Here is an 18681-nt window from a genome sequence, read left to right as displayed (position 1 = left end):
GCTCATTTTACCAAGGAGTCGGTTATGGCAACATCCCCACCACAGGACAAAAAAATCCCCAAAGTGCTGCAACAAGTCGACAACAAAGAACTACGCAGTACCGGTTTTTGGCTCAACCAAGTATTTTTGGTGCTATCCACCATTTTTGGTGTCTACCTCGCCGCACAAAGCGGTTTAGAGCAGGCAATTAAATTCGATACCTACTCTAAAATGGAAGATAACTACTATCTGCGTACGTCTCTGTACGATGAGTTGCTCGACAATCAACGTAAAATTCAAGCGTATGCCGAGATACTGGCTAAGAGCCCGCCTACATCTGAGCTTGAGTTCAATAAACCCACTTTAGATAAATATGTGTGGCACACCATGCAATACTCACCCACGACTTTGGAAACCCCAAGTGCCATTCTCTCTGCTGCGCGGCGTTTTTATAGTCAAAGTGAGTTTTATATTGAACGTGCTCTAAAGCGCAAGGTGTCAGCGCGTCACGCCAGTGAAAAGCTAGGCAAACTTGCAACCGACCTAGAGCAAAATACGCTCCCCTATTTAAAGCGCAGTGCCCAGGCACTGAAACAAGAATTAGCTGATAACGACGTGCAAATTGGCAGTCTCAAGGAGTTAGAGCATGAATAAACGCTGTCCCCATTGTGTTGATGAATACCTAGAAGTGACCGAGTATCAAGGTGAAGAAATTGATGTGTGTTTAGAATGTGGTGGCCTTTGGTTTGAAAAAAATGAAGTCAATCGCATGTTGAACGAGGTCAACGACGGTCCTGTGGGTGAGAAATATGAACACAATTTTGGTGAACATTTAGGTATATCTGAGCGCGACTGCCCCGATTGCTCAACATTGATGGAGCGCTACCACTTATTAGAGCACTACCACAGCGAAATCGATGTATGCCGTCATTGCGATGGCAGCTGGATCGAAAAAGAGCAGTTAAAAAGTGTCGAAAATAGTCCACAGCTAAAAGCAGCACTTGGCGAGCTCAACCAGAAGGTGTCATGGAAAACCTACTTATTTCAATTTCTAACGCAAATGCCAGTAGAGTACAACATCAAACCACATCGTACCCCGTGGGTAACTCGCGCTTTGGTGGCGTTGAACGTGTTGATATTTGCCGCTTACTTTTTTGTTCCCAGCCATTTTGAGTTTGTACTTGAGTATTTCGCCATGCGCCCAGTGGATGTGCTCGCCGGGGAAGAGCCTTGGACCTTGCTCACCTGTGTGTTTTTACACGGCTCTATTATGCACCTGGTAGGCAACATGTACTTTTTATACATCATTGGCGATAACCTCGAAGATGCACTTGGCCACTGGCGCTTCTTAGGCTACTACCTGCTTTGCGGGGTGCTCGCCTCCGTTGCCAGCCTCATGCTCTCAAGTAATGGTGCAATCCCCAGTGTCGGTGCCAGTGGTGCCATTGCCGGTTTATTTGGCATGTATTTAATGTGGTTCCGCTACGCCAGCTTGACCTTTATGTTCATTATTTACCAGAAGAAGCTCTCTGCTATGTGGTTCTTCATTATTTGGCTGGGCATTAACTTATTCGGTTTATTTAGCCTGCCCGATGGTGTTGATTATGGCGCTCATATTGGCGGCTTTATCGTCGGTCTACTCATTGGCTATGCGCTAAAAACCAAAGTAATGAGCGACAGACCTATGATTGCACTACTAAATAAGCCAGCCGCCCAGCTTAAACGCTAATATCGGGTTTCATCAGGTGAGTAGCGTGCATATATGCCATGCTGCTCATCATCACCTACCCCTTATTCATGATGGCGGCGCTCGATGGCCTCTAACTCGCTTTGCGGTTCGCTAGGCGCACTGGGTTGCATGGGCGCAACTAAATCACACTCAGTGATAGTGTCGGACAGTTTCTTACACTCTTTATTGCTTTTACTCTGCGTTGGTTTTTGCAATGCACCGAGGACCGCCGAGTCAATCGCCAAGCCAAGTTTAGCGAAGCTAAAGCCGTCATTATCTGTTGGCGTGTAACTGGATTTACCCGGGTCGCCTTGGGTGCTGGCGGTATAGTGCTTTTCTGCGCGCTGCTGCATATTTGGCTGCGCATAGCCATCGACTAAAATGCCCACCACCGTACAACCATTTAAAATACTCAGCGCGGTCAGTGCGATAAATAATTTAAGCATGCTACGTACCCTTTCATGCCTTCGTGTGCTCGTTCTATCACTTTAACGGTAAACATTAACGCAAACTGTAAGAAAATGTACCCCTTATTTTTTTGCACCTTGGCGGCGGTGGTTTACGCTTAAAGCTATGCACACATTATATGCTGTAAGCGCCATTGTACTGCTCATGATGCAGTTGTGGTCATCATCAAGCTGGGGCTCACCGGCACCACTGCGAATTTGCTTTGAAAGGTGGTGGCCCTACAGCTATGTCGACGAATCGATGCAAGCAAAAGGCATTGAAGTGGATTTAATTCGCTATGCACTGTCACACTCAGGCACTGACGTCATCTTTACTGAGCTGCCCTACAAACGCTGTGTTGAAGCCGTTAGCCAAGGTAAGCGTGATTTCACCTTGCATGTGGATGAAACCGATGGCTTGGCAATGCTCGACCAATCCTTCGTTAACTGGGAGCTGACGCTAGCGGTGGCCATCAAGCGCCAAGAGAGTTTTTACGAGCAGGCTGTGCAGCGCTCCCCCATTATTCTCATTGCTGAGGAGTATCCATACCCTGATGAAGTCTATAGTGCACTAAAAGCACTCAATGCTGATATTGTTACTCGCTCCTACTACGAGTCAACAGACGCGCAAGCTAAATCATTTTTCGCAACGCTGAGCGATAGTCGCGTTGATGCCATTGTGGTGGATAGAACCTGGGCTGCGAAAATTATTCACGATTTCGATTTGCCCGTTGCACTTTTACACAACCTGCATATTGAGCCTCAATACATCGGCTACCATCCTAATAACGAAAAAAAGGCGTTGCGCTTGCAACACCTTTTGTCATCTATTCCTGAGAGCGTCAAAAAAGAAATTGAACGCCGCTATCAGCAACCCTAGGCTGGTTTTGTTAGCCTGTTATTGCACAGAAATATTCAAGGTTACACCGGAGTAATTGCTGTAAGCACGAAGACCTACATGCCAAGTGCCAGCTGCTGCGGCCTCTGAACACGACTCGTTATTGCCTGAACGAAACGGGCGACAATCATAGCTAGAGGTCGTTGGCTGCGCGCCTTGACGAACATACAAATCGACATCACCGCTGCCACCGGAGGTACTTACATCAACCGTGCTCGCGCCCGCAGGCACATCAACAGTAAAGTATTGCCACTGACCTTGGCTGCCTGAGAGGTTTGACTCAGTGATCTCAATCGGTAAATCGCTGCCACTTTGCTCATAGCTTGCCACTAAGGTTGCGCCACTATAAGCGTTGTAACCATGCACCATAATTGAGTAAGTGCCTGCGCGCGTATCTGTACAGCTCTCGTTATTCCCGTTTTCATAAGGGCGGCAATCATAGTTGTTCTGCGATGCCGTTGCGCCGTATTTTACATACAAGTCTAAGTCACCTGAGCCACCTGAGCTGGTAATGCTGATATTGCTGGCACCGGCTGGTACTTCAAAGGTGTATAGCGTTTCACTGCCATTAGCACCGCTGATGCTAATAGGCTGACCATTTTCAAGCTCATTTGGAGGCGGTGGTGGCGTGCCGCCACTGCGGAAATTAGCAATCGTTGGACTGGTAATATTCAAAACACGCGTGTTGTCGCTGCGCGTGGTTGTGCCCATCGCCGTGCCATTGTAGCTCTTGTTTGGGTTTGACCAATAATTGATACGAGTACAACCACTGTTACAGTTATACGCCATCACCGTACGCCATTGCGAGCTTGGGTCTTGGTAGCCGTGACCGTAGGCATAAGGCGAATTAGTGGGATCGTTTTCAGGGTTGTGACGCGCCGCTTGGAGGTGACCAATTTCATGACCGAAAGAGTAATAGCCGGTAGCACAATCATAATCAACCATGGCAAAAGCACTGCTGGCGCTGGCACCAATGGCATCAGCTTGACCACAATAGCCATTTACATCGTTCACTAATACCACCACATCGGCACCATACTGGTCACGCAAACCGTGCACCTCATCCATGTAGCCATCGTTGGTCCCGGCTAAGCGATTTAAATCGGTGCCTGAGCTACTCGCTTCGGTGTAGTTGACCTGTGCTTTATGGGCAAGACTGACGGTGGCATTCACACCTGAATTTTGATAACCCTGATTGGTTTCATTGATAGCAAGGTCTATCAAGGCATCAATGTCGCCAGAGAGCTGAGCAGCCTTGGCAGTGTAAACCACCAGTAGGTCGATTTGCGTATCGGCAACGGCCTGCGGCTGCGCGAAAATGCTAGGGCTATTATTGACGCTAACCTGCTTTGCAAGTGGGCCTTCAGGCATAACGTGTCCTGGTTGGTGCTCTGGTGGCATTTGCTCAGGCTTGAGTGTACGCAGCTGATGACCATAAGCGCCAACAGGCTTAAGCTTTAGCACGTCACCGTTGGTTTTAACCGTACCAGAGATGCCTTTTGCAGTTTGCACTAATGTGACCGAGTCACCATTGTCATTTTCACCTTGCCAAATAAGGTTACCGCTGGCGCTAAGGCTAGCGTTTTTGCGGGTAAAGTGTACCTGCGCACCATCAACAGGCAAAGACAAGGAAGCAGTATTGCTGGTTAATTGGAACTGCGCGCCACTGAGCTGTGACATATTTGCTTGTGCAGCGTTAACGCTGTTAGCCATTTGCTGCGATGATACTTCAAACAGTGGACCTTGAGCAAATACAGCGGTACTGCTAAGCAGCGCGCTGGCGATAAGGGTGGGTTTAAACATGGGATATCCTAGTTGTTTCTTTTATGGGAAACAGCAAAATAAAACAACATCAATTTGTTTTCAATTATTTTACATTTAAACCACCGAAACTTTGTAAACGCTTGTAAATATGAGATATTAAAGAATCAAAAGCAACAAACAAAAAGAGCTAACTATTAACCCAAGGTTAATAATTGGCAAAAGTGATCTCTTTATTCTTTTTTCTTGAGCTTATCGAGGCTGTGTCTCAAGCTTACCTAAAGCCATACTCCACCATTAAGGAATGACTATGAAACCTTTGTTTGCAGCGCTCGTGCTGCTATTACCGACTCTCGCGCTTGCGAAGAGCTCATTGTCACCTCAACTGAGTGTTTTCGAACCCTACTTAGGCACTTGGCAGGCACAGTTTCAACCCGCTCCCGCTCAAGAGCAGGTCACAGATGTAAGCCAATGGCAGCGTGCCCTCAATGGCACTGCTGTTCGCACTTTACACAGCATCAATGACGGCGATTATGGTGGCGAATCACTGATATTTTGGGACCAAAGTAAACAAAAACTGGTGTTTTATTATTTCACTACCGCCTCTTTTTACACTCAAGGCTGGCTTGAAGTGGGCGATGACGGCAGCTTCACCGCTTATGAGGAAGTAACCGGCAGTGCTCAAGGGATCACCCAAGTAAAGTCCACGAGCCAATTCGTGGATGGCAAAATAGTAGTCAGTACACAATACTTACAAAACGAGCAATGGACATCACCGCAAATCCGCACCTACACTCGCTCAGATAAAGCGGTCGTTTTTAAGTAGATTTTCACAAAGAGGTATTCATGTTTCGTAAGCTGCTAAGAGCTTTGTTGCCATCGTTTGTGCCCGCTGAGGTTGACGCTAATTATGCGTTTTTTGATAAAACACCGGAAAATGAGCCCTTACCGTTCGCCGATAAAGCCCTTGTTAACGACCAAGCAATGCCTTACGAAAACGACTTAGAGGGCGCCTATCTCGATTACTTATTTGGCTGTGATGCTCGGCCAATGCAGCAGAGCGACAGCCTCAGTCACTTCATTTACCATCAACTGAGCCTGTTAATGCATGAGCCTGAGCAGTTGCTGTCACATTTACCCGTTATGCCGGCCTCCATCAGTCAGGTGCTTAAAGAGCTGGATAACCCAGATTTCGACGTGCAGCGATTACTCGCTGTGGTAGAGCGGGAGCCTGCGATGGCAGCGGATCTTATCAAGCTAGCGAACAGCCCTCGTTACCGCCGCCGCGAACAAGAAATCACCGAGCTTAAAGCCGCTTTTATGAGTATGGGGGCCAATGGCCTGCTTGAGGGCGTGGTGCAATCTTATATTAAGCGCTTTACGCCGCGCCCGAGTATTTATTACCGCCAGTTTGGCGAAAAAATATGGCAGCACGCGTTGCAAACGGCTGACTTTGCCAAGTTAGCAGCTAGCGATAGCGAAACCGACCCTGGCGCCGCATATTTTACCGCACTGCTTTACAACCTCGGCACCATGATTATTTTTGAGCTTATGATAGAGGCCTTTAATGTTGTTGACCCCGACGTCACTCCTAGCAGCGCAGCCTTTAAACGCCTCATTAGAGAGTACAGTCACGATTTAACCTTAACCTTGGCAAATTATTGGCAGTTACCGCAACTGATTGTAAAAGGGTTGCACCACAGTAGGTTGGACCGCAGTCGGGCTCAACTCTCGCCTTTAGCGCAATTGTGTGAGCAAGCAGACATAGCCAGTAAACTGTGTTGCTTACAAAACCAACAGCAGGCGAGGCAGCTCAGCGACCACCTCACCCACCCTGTACTTAAACAGCGAGTCGACACCCATTTATCGGGTGTTTGAACTGGGCAACAAACACTTAGTTGGGCTGCGCTATCATAATCGATTTAACATTAACGAATTCACGCATACCAAAGCCGCCGTGCTCGCGACCATAACCGCTGTCTTTAACGCCGCCAAAAGGCAGGTTAGGCTGTGCTAACGAATAGCCGTTAATGTTGACCATACCGGTATCGAACTCGGTTTTTGCCAACGCCACGGCTTTTTCTGTGTCTTCACTGAAAATACCGCCACCTAAGCCATAACGCGAGTCGTTGGCCAGTTGCATGGCATGTTTATCGTCATTGGCACGAATGAACGACGCCACCGGGCCAAATAACTCATCATCGTAGGCGGGCATGCCCGATTTAACGTCTTCCAATACGGTGATCGGGTAGAAAAATCCTTCACCTTGGGGCACATCACCACCGAGAATACACTTTGCACCGGCTTCAATGGATTGCTGCACTTGCTGGTGCAATTGGTCGCGCAAGTCATCTCGCGCCATCGGCCCAAGATCGGTGCTGGACTCTTTTGGGTCGCCCATTTTCAGGTCTTTGGCCGCTTTGACAAAAGCATCGCGAAATTCATCGTACACCGCATCAGCGATAATAAAGCGTTTGGCGGCGACACAGGTTTCACCGTTATTGACCACACGGCCTTGAATACAACATGACACCGCATGCGCAATATCAGCATCGCTGAGCACCACAAATGCGTCGTTACTGCCAAGTTCTAGTACCGACTTTTTCGATACCGACGCAGCCTGCTCCGCCACTTTCTTACCGGTTTCGTCACTGCCCGTAAAGGTCACACCGCGTACTTTATCGTGCGCAATAAGTTTACTGGCGGTAGCGCCATCGATAAGCAGTGATTGATAACAGCCCTCAGGGAACCCTGCTTCAAGAAACAGCGCTTCAATTTTCTTCGACATACCAAACACATTGCTGGCATGCTTCAACACCGTGGTATTGCCCGCCATAATATTCGAGACGCTATAACGGATCACTTGATACAGAGGGAAGTTCCAGGGCTGGATCCCTAAAATCACACCTATGGGCTGATAAGTCACCAAGGCGTGCCCATCTTCAAAGAAACGGTGTTCATCTTCTAATTCTTTGGCGCCATGCTGGGCGGTGTAGCGGCAAATTTGCGCACATAACGCCACTTCTTGTTTACCTTGGTCGGTGACTTTACCCATTTCCTCGGTCATCAAGGTCACCAAAGCGTTCTCATTTTGTTCGATCAGGTCGGCGAGTTTGTTCAGTTTCTCAGCGCGCTCTGAAAAAGACGTTTTGCGCCATTGGCCAAACGCGTCATGGGCAGCATCGACTGCCTGCTCTGCTTGAAACTGTGATAATAAGGTGTACTCAGCTAATGGGTTACCATTACTTGGATTTACGGTTGTTACCGTCTTTGCCATAACCTTCTCCTTTAAATTTAATCGTCGAGCTTATGCCAGCAAAAACAGCACCAACTATTTAAACCTTTAAAAATCAATAAATTAAGCTGAAGCAGTGAAAATAAGTGACTCTGTACTAGCAAGCACTACACACACTCAGTGAAGATTTTTCAAAAGCGCGCTTGAGCAATGCTGAGCCTATCTTTTGTTGCACTAAAAATAGGGTCAGATAAAATAGCCGCAAAACAAAGGAGTGTAAGATGTTAAAAAAGTCTCTCAATATCGGCCTATTGGCTTTACTAGGCTCACCTTGGATGAGTGCCGCCGCACCCACACCTGATTTCGATGCCGCCTATGACGCCTTTGAGCAAGCATTGCACACTGGCGAGAATGTGCAGCAACATGCACAAACCGCCTATGAGGTTGGCCTGAACACCTTTGGTGAAACATCGCCAGCTGTTGCTAAGTTAGCCATTAACTACGCCAACGCGATAGCCCCTTCACCCACTAATGCGCAGCAACGCGCGACCCTTTATAAACAGGCGTTGACGATTTTAGAGCAGCAGCCTAACCCAGACCCGCTAAGCCTTATCGACCCGTTAATGGGCATCGCCAAAAGTGCGGATAAGGCACACACCGTTGAGAAGGCCATCGAACGTGCGATAGATATTGCAAAGCAGCAACAAAAACCTAAATTGGTCGCCGATTTAAAAGTAGACGGTGCCGAAATTTACTTTCGCCGCTTGGACTTTGATAAAGGCCGTGCGGCGGTAGTCTACCTCAATGAAGCCGAAGCATACTATCAAGCGCATATCGCCGATGACACGGTCGAAATGATTAATGTCACCATGCTGTTAGGTGCGGTAGACAAAGCCCGAGGGCGTCGACATACGGCCATTGAACGTTTTAACAAAGTGGTCAATATTTTTGATGATAACTTTAGTTTCGACCACCCTGCTGAACTACAAGCTCATTCGCAGCTCGTCGCGCTGTATGAGCAAGAAGGTGAATCCGAGCAAGCCACTAAGCATTGTGTTGCCATCGCAAAGATGCGTCCGTGGACGAAGAATCAGGAGCAGACCCCATTGTATCGCACTCCTCCGCGCTACCCTGCTATTGCCGTGCGCCAACGCCGCGAAGGCTGGGTACAAATGGAGTTCACCGTGAACGAGAGCGGCTTCGTTGAAGATGTCAGTGTACTGGACTCCGACGGCAGTGCGGCGTTTGAAAGAGCCGCTGTTAATGCCGTAAAACAATGGCGATACGCACCAAAGTTTGAAAATAATCAAGCCATTAAAGCAAAAACCTCGGTCCAGCTTGATTTCAAAATAGGTTAATCACTCGGCCCTGTGAATATCAGGGCCTCCTACTTTTTACTTAATTTAGAAACAAATGTTAATTTAGTGTTTATTTTTTGTTTGTTCTCTTATAGGGTAATTCCACTGCCTTAATCAAAGGCGATATCGATGGCTTACAGGAGTATAAGCAGTTGTAGAGCCCGTGGAATGATTCAAATGGAGAGAACAATGAAAACACTTATTGCATCAGCCGCTCTACTGATTGGTGGACTATTTAGCGCCCAAGCAAGCGCCGACAGCATGGAATGTTATGTCGACACTCAGGCATACGACCAATTTACCCCTAACCGTTGTTTCGCACTGGTTTATGGTGCGAGATCAAGCACCGCCGTTTTTCGTGTGGTAGGGAACGGTTCACAAATCGACAGCGTTATTTGGTCTAACGCGGCCTCATCGTGCGGCACCTCGGGCACGTCGTGCTCTTTTGAAATTCGTGCTTTCCGCCCATATACAGCCGAAGCAACCATTCTTTACAGTAACGGCTCGTGGAGCAAAGTTTCAGCTACGGCGTCATTTGAAGACGGCCGATAGTTAACAGCAACCGTCACACGGTTGCAGGTACCTCGTTCATTGAATGGACACTTCGTGAATGTGCAAAAGCCGACTCGTTCGGCTTTTTTTATGGTTCACACAGCAAAAAACGCAGTCAGTTCTTTTTATCACGCTAAAGAGCAATAAAAACAAAGAGCCTGCTCTTATCAAGCGGTGTAGAAAAAATCGCCATCACTTCCTATTAAGTCATAAAACTGTCATTTAACTGCGGCATAATTGTGCGCAAATTATCAATATTAAGCAGGATATGGCGCAGTATCGCTCCCCTCTCGCTGTGTTCGCATTGCGAAGCGAAGGGTTATTATCAGATTTCGAAACTTTGGCTGCCCGGCCAACCACTCTGGGCGGTGTGGGTGTGCCTGTGCAATTGCTGTGTCGATTGCCCAGCAGTGCGCAGCAAGGCGATGCGCTGCAGGCTAGTATCACCTTTGCACAGCAACGTGATGCCCAACTTTTGGCGCATCAGCCATTGCATTACAAAGATATCGACAGCGGTATGGTGGCATTAACCCTCTGCGCGCATAGCACGATGCAGGGTGAGTGTGAGTATGAACATGCACAGTTGCAACTTACGCTGCATGGCCTGCACAACACCGTAAAAGAAAGCGCGCAATACACCGTGCATATTCATCCGCAAGCGCAGTTAAGCTCGCCACAAATGGTGAATTGCACCGGCCTGCGCCAACGCCTCGGCCAGTATTGTCAACGCCTATGGCGCAGCACGGCGTCAGTCGGGAAAGCTTAATTTACCCATAGAGATTTGCGGCATCCCCTCTATGGCCGCTGCTTTCGCTGGCTGACCGACAAGGGTTTCATTGGCGAGTAAGGCAAACAACACCGCCTCTTTGGCGTCGGGGTTCATGCCCAGCTGTGTCAGGGAATCTAGCTGCACCTGTTCACCGCTGAAATAGGCAATGCGCGCCATTAGCAAAGGGTTGTGCACACCGCCACCACTGGCATAGACATGCAGTGGGCCGTGGGATTTCGCCAACCGTGCTAACTGCGTTCCTACTTGATAAGCCGCAAACTCACATAAGGTTGCCAGCACATCTTCATGAGCTAGGTGCGTTTCTCCGAGTGCAGTTTGGCACTGTGCTAAATAGGCAAGGTTAAACACTTCCGGCCCTGTGGTTTTGGGCATGGCGACGTGCAAAAAAGGGTGCTTTGAGAGCTTCGCTAAAAGAGGCTCATGCACCTGCCCCTGCCGCGCCAGGGTGCTATTTTCATCGAATTGTCGTGGCGCAAAGTAGCGCTGCACATAGGCATCGAGCATGGTATTGCCAGGGCCAAGATCAGCACATAGCGTGTCGCTCAGCTCCCCGGCCTTGGGCAGCAAAGTAATATTGGCAATGCCTCCTAAATTTAACAACACCCGATGCTCATCGGTGCTAGCAAAGTATAGGTAATCGCCATACGCGGCCAAAGGCGCGCCTTCGCCGCCTGCGGCGATATGCTTTTGGCGAAAATCACTGATAGTCAAAATACCGCTGGTGCAGGCAACATGGCAGCCATCGCCAATTTGTAAGGTGGCATTAGGGTAACCATCCAAACCATGCTGAGCTTTAGGGCAGTGGTACACGGTTTGCCCGTGACTGGCAATGGCATCGACCTCATCCGCATTGACCTGCCACTGTGCTAAACATTGCTTGACCAACTGGCCGTGCAAGCGCCCCACCCACGCATTTAATAAGGTGAGGTGTTGTAAATCGATATCGCGCTTGGCGAACACTTGACGCAGCCGCTGCGAATACTCTTTCGGGTAGGCACAGGTGGTGAAGTGCTCAACCTCAATACGGGTATCACGACCCGCTCCGCTGACCCGGCACAAGGCCACATCCAACCCATCCATTGATGTGCCACTCATCAGGCCGACAATCGTACGCTGCGGCTTGGCACTGAGCTCATATAGGGCATGAATGTGTGGATGCATAGGGGCTCCATGGAATAATTTATGAAAACAAAATAGCCTGTTTATTATCATCATTCAATCTTTACGCTGCGGATGACATTGCCGCGCGATAGGCGTAAGCTATGAATCGGAAATCCTCAAAAACAAGCGGTTAGCCCCTGGGTTAATGATACCCAAGTGCATTTAAGCGGTACTGGGCGTGCATTTGGGTATGCAATTTTTGAGGAATAAACCATGAACCAAGACTCTGTGGAGCGTATAATTGTTATTGGCGGTGGTGCTGGCGGACTCGAGCTGGCAACCGGTCTAGGAAAGTCTCTAGGCAAAAAAGGCCGCGCTGAAATTGTACTCATTGATAGAAATCGCACCCATATATGGAAGCCGCTGCTGCACGAAGTCGCGACGGGCTCTCTTGACGCCAGTTTAGATGGCGTGGTGTACTCCGCCCATGCCGCCAAGCACCATTTTCAATTCCAGCTTGGCACCTTCTGCGGCCTAGACCGCGATAGTAAACACATTACCTTAGCCCCGCTTCGCGACGAGCGCGGTAACGCTATTCTCCCCGAGCGTACTCTCAGCTACGACAAGCTGGTAATTGCCATTGGCAGTGTCAGTAACGATTTTAATACCCCTGGGGCGCAAGAGCATTGCTTCTTTTTGGACTCAGTCAAAGGAGCGGAGCACTTTCAACATACCTTATTAGACAGTTTTACCCGTTTACAGCAAGGCGAAAGCGATAAAAGTGCGCTTAATGTGGCGATTATCGGCGCTGGCGCAACCGGTGTAGAACTCTCCGCCGAGCTTTACCATGTTACCAACTTGCTCAAAGCCTATGGTCTTAATAAAGTCTCCAAAGAGCGTTTAAAAATTCATTTATTGGAAGCAAGCCCACGCATCTTACCGGCTCTGCCAGATAAAATCGCAATTAAAGCCAGCAAAGAGCTGCAAAAAATTGGCGTACAGTTGCACCTTGGACAAATGGTAAAAGGCATCGACGAACACGGTATTGATGTCGGCGATGAACGTTTGGATTGCGATATAAAGGTATGGGCCGCCGGTGTAAAAGCGCCCGACTTCTTACGCGACTTAAATACTTTTGAGCTTAATAAAAACAACCAAATTTTGGTTAATCAGTACTTACAGGTGCGCGGCGATGACACGCTTTTTGTGATTGGCGATAGTTGCGCCTTTGAGCAGCCAGATGGCAGTTTTGTGCCGCCGCGAGCACAGTCTGCGCACCAAATGGCCAGCAATGTACTTGCTAATATTAAACGTCAATATAAAGGTCAGGCGCTGCGTCCATTTCACTATAAAGACCATGGTTCACTGGTCAATTTAGCGCGCTTTAGCGCGGTCGGGAACCTCATGGGTAATTTAAATAGCAATGTGTTTATCGAAGGTAAACTGGCGAGATGGATGTACATGAGCTTGTATCGCATGCATCAACAAGCAGTGCATGGCACATTAAAAATGATGGCCTTATGGATAAGTGAAAAAATAACGCGAGTGGTACGACCGAAGATGAAGTTGCACTGAGGCATCAAGTTTAGGGGTGCGCGGCACCAAGCTGGTTTTGCAATAACACCGTGATAGCCTGTTGCTGCGCTTCAATGGCTTGGTTGAGCTCGCGCATAAAGCCTGTGTTACTCAGCTGATGGCTAATCAGAAAATGAATGGGTTGTGCCGAGACTACCTTGGGGTGCAGCATCAGTTGCGCGCCGCCATACTCGCTCAATAGATGCTTGGCGACTTGCTCATCCTCTATGGTGACATCAGCACGGCCCGCTTTAAGCATTAAGTAACGCTTTACCGGCTCACTCACGGTTTGAATTTGCTGCTGATAACGGCTTTGTTGCACCAGCGTTTCCACTTCTTCACCATAGTAAGCGCCTGGCGTGTACACCAGCGTTAGGCCGCTTTGCAGCATAGCCTGTAAATCGGCCAAAGCAGATGCTTGCACCCGCTCGCTCACAACCAAACGCACGATTTCTTGCCGATAAGGTGCGCTAAATTGGCCGATGTCTTGGCGATAAGCGGCGAAACTCACCCCACTGAGCAAGTCAATTCGCCCAGCGCGCAGCTCGTTCATAGACCGCCCGGCACTGGGCAAACGCACGTAGTCAAAACAACGACCCATACTTTCAAGTAATAAAGTAATGATGGCCATGTCTAAGCCGCTGATATGGTCATTCTCAATCGAAATATAAGGCGGCCATTCGCTGTTCACGCCAACTCGAATAGGGTTTGTGCACTGACCAAACGCGGTGCTAGAGAAAAGTAAGATAATAAGCAGAAACTTGCCCACGCACATCTCTGTGGAAACAACCTTAAGTATCCTTGAGTATGGTGGCGAACATGAAAAAGGGCAACTCTCGTTGCCCTTGGTCTCTCAAGTAGGAATCTTATTTATAGCTGGTTCCACACAGCGGCTACACCAGGCTCTTCACCTTTTGTCCACCACTTAGCTTCAAAACGTGCGCCGTTATAAGACACAACATCACCGGTGTTGTAGATAGACGAGGCACTCCAAACTAGGTCGCCGTTACCGTCTGTGGGTGCTGATACTGGCTCCCAAGGACCACCCAAGTCAGGTTGGTCGCCTTGAGTCCACCATTTAGCACGGTACTCAACACCGCCATAGATCACGGTATCACCACCGGTATACACAGCTTGTGCATCCCAGGTGTCACCCGGTGTGGTGGCGCCTGAATCGGTCACCGTAACAACAAAGCTCTGGCTGCTGCTGGCTTGGCCATCACTGACTGTCACTGTGACGATATAGCTAGTATCCGCATCCACAGGGTCCGCACTCAGCGTCGCACTAGCACCGCTGCCAGAAAGCGTTAACCCGGCTGGTACGTCCCAGCTGTAGGTCAAAGCGTCATTGTCAGCATCGCTGGCAACCACGTTAACGGCTAGGCTTGCGCCCTCTTCCATACTGGCATCAGCGATAGCATCAACCACAGGTGCAGTGTTGCTGCCGCTGCCATCCGCTACAACATTAACACTAACCACTTTACTGACCGTGTCTTTGCCATCAGAAACCGAAACAGTCGCACTGTACTGCGTGTCTTGGCTTACTTGCGGCGCATTGATCACTAAGGTCGCTGAGTTTGCACCGCTCACACTGAGCGCGCTATCAGCCTGCCAGCTAAAGCTGAGCGGGTCATTATCACCGTCAGTGGCTGAGGCAGTAACTGACACTGAGCCACCGCTTTGCACTGTGACACTGCTGTCTACACTGAGCACAGGGCGTTGATTGGCCGGCGGTACATCACCTAAACCTTCATGCATAGCATTAAGAATATCGCCATTATCGGCATCAATTTCCCATGCGAACAAACCACCGAGGTTATGCTGTTGCACGTATTGACCTTTGGCCATGACTGTTTGCGGGGTGTCTAAAGTGATCAGCTTACCGCTGCTGCGATTCCACACATAAGCCGCTTGAGCTTGCGCGTCATAACCCGCTTCAAAACCGTTAATACCTTGGAAGTTAGCACCGAGCATATTGGCTTTTACGCCTTTATAATCAATGACTCCATCTTCCCATACACCTTGTGCTGTGGTGCCTTTAAGCGGCCCATTACCGGATGCGGTCATCGGGTTGCCTGCGGTACTCGCGTTTTCAGGATACACGCCTTCCCAACCACGACCATACATAGCCACACCCGCCACTATTTTTTGCGAGGGCACGTTTTGCGCTAGCAACAGCTGAATGGCGTTATCCATGGTGTAAGCCGGGCCTTTATAAGGCTGGCCGTTTTCATCAGTGCCGGAGCCGTCACATTGACCTGGGCGGAAGTGTTCGCCACAATAAACGGCCGTTTGGTGTCCGGTCACATTACTCCAAGCCCCATAAAAGTCATAGGTCATGGCAAAGATGTAATCCATGTACTGCGCTGCGGTAGCATAGTCAACATCTTCAATCTTGTCGTAACCAGCACCGATGGCTGAAGTCAGCTCATACTGGCGACCTGTTTCCGCTTCCAGCTCATCGAGCATGACGCGTAACTCACGCATCAACGCAATGTAAGTAGCGCCATCGGTGGTTGGGTCGCCAAGGTTCGGGTTAGCACCATCGCCCCCTGGGAATTCCCAATCAATATCAACCCCGTCATAGAACTTCCACGTTTTAAGGAACTCTTTCATCGATGCCACAAAGGTATCGCGGTTGGCTTTATCGGTGAAATAGTAGAACGGATCAGAGAGTGTCCATCCCCCCACTGAAGGCACGATTTTCAGATCTGGATAACGCTGCTTCAGCGCCATTAACTGTGCATAAGTACCACGAATAGGGTCATCTGCACTGACACCCGGTAGGGCTTTTTGCACTGCCGCCCACGGATCGTGAATAACCACCTCAAAGTCTTGTGAACCCTGACAAGCGGTATCAAGCGCACGCTTTGGCCCGCCAGTCAGTGAGTCATTCGGGCCACAAATCGGAATAAAGCCGTATAAAATGTGGCTAAGGTTTTGTGCTGGCATGTTAGTGACATCATAGTCACGACCATAAATGCCCCACTCTACAAAGTAGGCCCCTGTAACCATGCCTTGCTTTAAGCCATAGTCTTTGTTGTTAGGATCATAATCCATCGGTAACGGTGCTAGATGCGCGCCATCGGTATCGGCAATGACGATGGGCTTGCCATCACTGCGCGCACACACGGTGCCTTCACACAATTCAACATACAAGGTATGACGGCCAGCCTTGTCATACGGGAAAGTGATCACGCCACTTTTAGTGCCCGCTGGCAGCGCACCAGAGTTCACAACTTGGTCATCAAAATACACTTTATAGTTGTCACCGCCATCACCACTCCAGGCATTCCACTCGATGTTGATGTTGACTTGGTCTTGGCGACGCACCAAGGATTTATAGCCACCTGTGCCTTCTAAATCTACTTCAACAAAGGAGTACTCTTGTGGCTCCCAGTTTAAGCTCGGTGTCGAAGGCGCGGCAACGGCGACACCCGATGCCATGGCCAGCGTAATCGCTGCGGTTAATTGAGTTAATTTCATATCTTTCTCTTCTTGTTGTCTTATTAAAGGCTAAGCACGACGCATAGGTACTTGCCCGACTAGCGGCAATTTAGGCGCCTCCGTGTGTCCATCATCGCCATTGTTTACTGCTTAAAGTGCTTGCCAAACGGAGGCCTGACCCGGGGTATCCCCTTGAGTCCACCACTTGGCTTGGTATTGTTGCCCTTGATAGAGCACCGTCGCGCCACTTTCATAAGCGCGCTGACTATCCCATTGTGCGCTGCCAGCATCTTTACTCAGCGTTTGCCATGCCGAGGATTGATCGGGTTGTTCACCTTGATTCCACCACTTCGCCTCATAGTCGCTGGCGTTGTAGCTCACTTTGTCGCCCGCTACATAAGTAGCACTGGCCTGCCACGCAGGGTAACTTGGATCAGGGTTAGTGCTGGTATCGGTAACGGTGACGACAAAGCTTTGGCTGGTACTGAGCTCACCATCTGAGACAGTGACTGTAATGGTGTATGGGGTATCGGTATCGACATTTGCAGCGGTGATCGTTAGGTTGGCACCCTCACTGCTCATAGTCAGTGGTGCTGGCACATCCCAGCTGTAGTTCAGGGTACTTTGCTCATCGTCAAAAGCATGCACATGAACGACACTGGATTGTCCTTCAGCCAAGGTAATGTCATCAGGCTTAACCACAGTGGGTGCACTATTGCCTGGTGCCTGTTGCACACTTAAGCTATAGCTGTAGTTAGCATTGGTGGTGTATACCTGATTTACCAGCGGGTCGCCGCTTTGGTAGACCACTTGACCTTGCTGGTCTTGCAAACCAATTTGCATATATTGGCTGTAGTCGAGATTAAGCATAGCCGCGAGGTCTTGCTGCCAGCTTGCTTGGTTATCGGCGCTGACGGCAAACATTTGGTTAACTAGCTCTTGACCGCTCTCGTCAAATAGCCGCACCCAAATAGAATCACCCACCGCCGGTGTTTGACCTTGTTGCAAGTAGTAACCAATGCTTTGCCACTGGCTGGGATCACTAGGCCCGCCATCACGCACTATGGTGATGTCACTACAGTTGTAAAACCCCTCTCCAGCTGCGTCATCACGCTGCCAGCGTGTGTACAAGATGGCATCACCTTGGCGCTCAGCGGGAATAGCGACATTCATTTCATAGTAGCGGTGACCCTCAGCGTCCTTGATAAAGTCGATATTGCCCACTTCTTGCACCAGCTCTAGATCGCTCCAGGCAAGTGTTTGCGTGGCGCCATCAAACCCGGGTTTGCTTAGGTAAAACTTCCAAAAGCTGGGGTTATGTGGAGTGGTCGCACGAAAGCGCACCTTAATCTCGCCATTAGCATTGGGGGTCACGTCACTGCGTTGCCAATGCGCTGAAGGTAAATTCATACCGCGCTTGTTGGTGTCTCCAGCGGCGCACAAGGTGCCATCGGGAACGCTGGCCTCAACCGCTGCTTGGTTGTAGTAGTCAGCGGTGTTAACGGCAAATTCATGTTCTTGAATAAACTGAAAGTGCCCTGATTCCAAATAGGCTGCGCGACACGCCAAGTTAGGAATGTTGGAGCCATCTTCTGGCCACCAATAACCACCCTGAGCCTGACAAATCGCTTGGCGGGCCTTCGGGCTATCCATATAACCGTGGGCATAAGCTTGGCTGGCACTGAGCGCAGCACCAACGGCTAGCGCTGACACAGCCAGTGATAATAATTTCGCTTGTGGTGTTCTCATATCAATGTCCTCGTTGACAAAAGAGACCCGAGGCAGCCCTTGCAGGGAGGGCATGGGGCCG

16 protein-coding genes are annotated in these 18681 nt (G+C 49.4%); 9 read left to right on the top strand and 7 right to left on the bottom strand.

Annotated elements, in window-relative coordinates:
* Window positions 1-24 precede the first annotated feature (24 nt).
* Together MHM94_RS02145 and MHM94_RS02140 are read left to right on the top strand one after the other, a co-directional pair.
* Window positions 25-633, top strand: a complete 609-nt coding sequence (locus MHM94_RS02145; RefSeq protein WP_235418636.1) for a hypothetical protein — start codon at window positions 25-27, stop codon at window positions 631-633.
* Window positions 626-1708, top strand: a complete 1083-nt coding sequence (locus MHM94_RS02140; protein WP_235418635.1) for a rhomboid family intramembrane serine protease — start codon at window positions 626-628, stop codon at window positions 1706-1708. The genes MHM94_RS02145 and MHM94_RS02140 overlap by 8 nt, the downstream gene beginning before the upstream one ends.
* Window positions 1709-1770: 62 nt before the next feature.
* Here MHM94_RS02140 and MHM94_RS02135 read toward each other — a convergent pair whose 3' ends face one another.
* Complete coding sequence (locus MHM94_RS02135) at window positions 1771-2154, bottom strand: hypothetical protein (protein WP_235418634.1); 384 nt, start codon at window positions 2152-2154, stop codon at window positions 1771-1773.
* Window positions 2155-2281: 127 nt separating this feature from the next.
* Here MHM94_RS02135 and MHM94_RS02130 point away from each other — a divergent pair, with 127 nt between their 5' ends.
* A complete protein-coding gene (locus tag MHM94_RS02130) occupies window positions 2282-3034 on the top strand; it encodes an ABC transporter substrate-binding protein (protein ID WP_235418633.1) in 753 nt (250 codons plus the stop codon).
* An 18-nt stretch (window positions 3035-3052) separates the two neighbouring features.
* On the opposite strand, the gene MHM94_RS02125 is transcribed toward MHM94_RS02130, so the two are convergent.
* The gene (locus MHM94_RS02125) at window positions 3053-4855 is read right to left on the bottom strand and encodes a pre-peptidase C-terminal domain-containing protein (RefSeq protein ID WP_235418632.1); all 1803 of its coding nucleotides are present in this window, start codon (window positions 4853-4855) and stop codon (window positions 3053-3055) included.
* A gap of 268 nt (window positions 4856-5123) precedes the next feature.
* On the opposite strand from MHM94_RS02125, the gene MHM94_RS02120 reads away from it, so the two are divergent.
* A complete protein-coding gene (locus MHM94_RS02120) occupies window positions 5124-5639 on the top strand; it encodes a hypothetical protein (RefSeq protein WP_235418631.1) in 516 nt (171 codons plus the stop codon).
* Window positions 5640-5659: 20 nt separating this feature from the next.
* Window positions 5660-6691, top strand: a complete 1032-nt coding sequence (locus MHM94_RS02115; protein WP_235418630.1) for an HDOD domain-containing protein — start codon at window positions 5660-5662, stop codon at window positions 6689-6691.
* Between the two features lie 16 nt (window positions 6692-6707).
* Here the strand turns inward: MHM94_RS02115 and MHM94_RS02110 are convergent, their stop codons facing one another.
* Complete coding sequence (locus tag MHM94_RS02110; protein WP_235418629.1) at window positions 6708-8090, bottom strand: NAD-dependent succinate-semialdehyde dehydrogenase; 1383 nt, start codon at window positions 8088-8090, stop codon at window positions 6708-6710.
* 239 nt (window positions 8091-8329) lie between these two features.
* Here MHM94_RS02110 and MHM94_RS02105 point away from each other — a divergent pair, with 239 nt between their 5' ends.
* The 3 genes from MHM94_RS02105 to MHM94_RS02095 all read left to right on the top strand — a co-directional run bounded on the left by MHM94_RS02105 (window position 8330) and on the right by MHM94_RS02095 (window position 10724).
* Window positions 8330-9406 carry a TonB family protein gene (locus tag MHM94_RS02105; protein ID WP_235418628.1) on the top strand — a complete coding sequence of 359 codons (1077 nt, stop codon included), beginning with the start codon at window positions 8330-8332 and terminating at the stop codon, window positions 9404-9406.
* A 189-nt stretch (window positions 9407-9595) separates the two neighbouring features.
* The gene (locus tag MHM94_RS02100; protein ID WP_022945031.1) at window positions 9596-9958 is read left to right on the top strand and encodes a hypothetical protein; all 363 of its coding nucleotides are present in this window, start codon (window positions 9596-9598) and stop codon (window positions 9956-9958) included.
* Between the two features lie 268 nt (window positions 9959-10226).
* Window positions 10227-10724, top strand: coding sequence for a hypothetical protein (locus MHM94_RS02095; RefSeq protein ID WP_022945024.1), 498 nt, complete (start codon window positions 10227-10229; stop codon window positions 10722-10724).
* On the opposite strand, the gene MHM94_RS02090 is transcribed toward MHM94_RS02095, so the two are convergent.
* Window positions 10707-11909: an anhydro-N-acetylmuramic acid kinase gene (locus MHM94_RS02090; protein WP_235418627.1), complete on the bottom strand. Its 1203-nt coding sequence runs from the start codon at window positions 11907-11909 to the stop codon at window positions 10707-10709. The two genes, MHM94_RS02095 and MHM94_RS02090, sit on opposite strands and share 18 nt — an antisense overlap.
* A 213-nt stretch (window positions 11910-12122) precedes the next feature.
* Between MHM94_RS02090 and MHM94_RS02085 the strand changes: the two genes are divergently transcribed.
* Complete coding sequence (locus tag MHM94_RS02085) at window positions 12123-13424, top strand: NAD(P)/FAD-dependent oxidoreductase (RefSeq protein ID WP_045980615.1); 1302 nt, start codon at window positions 12123-12125, stop codon at window positions 13422-13424.
* Between the two features lie 10 nt (window positions 13425-13434).
* Here MHM94_RS02085 and MHM94_RS02080 read toward each other — a convergent pair whose 3' ends face one another.
* The 3 genes from MHM94_RS02080 to MHM94_RS02070 form a co-directional block, all read right to left on the bottom strand.
* A complete protein-coding gene (locus MHM94_RS02080; RefSeq protein ID WP_235418626.1) occupies window positions 13435-14193 on the bottom strand; it encodes a transporter substrate-binding domain-containing protein in 759 nt (252 codons plus the stop codon).
* A 101-nt stretch (window positions 14194-14294) separates the two neighbouring features.
* A complete protein-coding gene (locus MHM94_RS02075) occupies window positions 14295-16910 on the bottom strand; it encodes a glycosyl hydrolase family 18 protein (protein WP_235418625.1) in 2616 nt (871 codons plus the stop codon).
* A 111-nt stretch (window positions 16911-17021) separates the two neighbouring features.
* On the bottom strand, window positions 17022-18674 hold the full coding sequence (locus tag MHM94_RS02070) for a lytic polysaccharide monooxygenase (protein WP_328282659.1): 1653 nt from the start codon (window positions 18672-18674) through the stop codon (window positions 17022-17024).
* Window positions 18675-18681: the final 7 nt, after the last annotated feature.

Origin of the sequence: Pseudoalteromonas sp. CNAT2-18.1 (assembly GCF_022347865.1) — a bacterium.
Classification (GTDB): domain Bacteria; phylum Pseudomonadota; class Gammaproteobacteria; order Enterobacterales; family Alteromonadaceae; genus Pseudoalteromonas; species Pseudoalteromonas ruthenica.
This window is presented reverse-complemented; position numbering and strand designations above follow the sequence as displayed.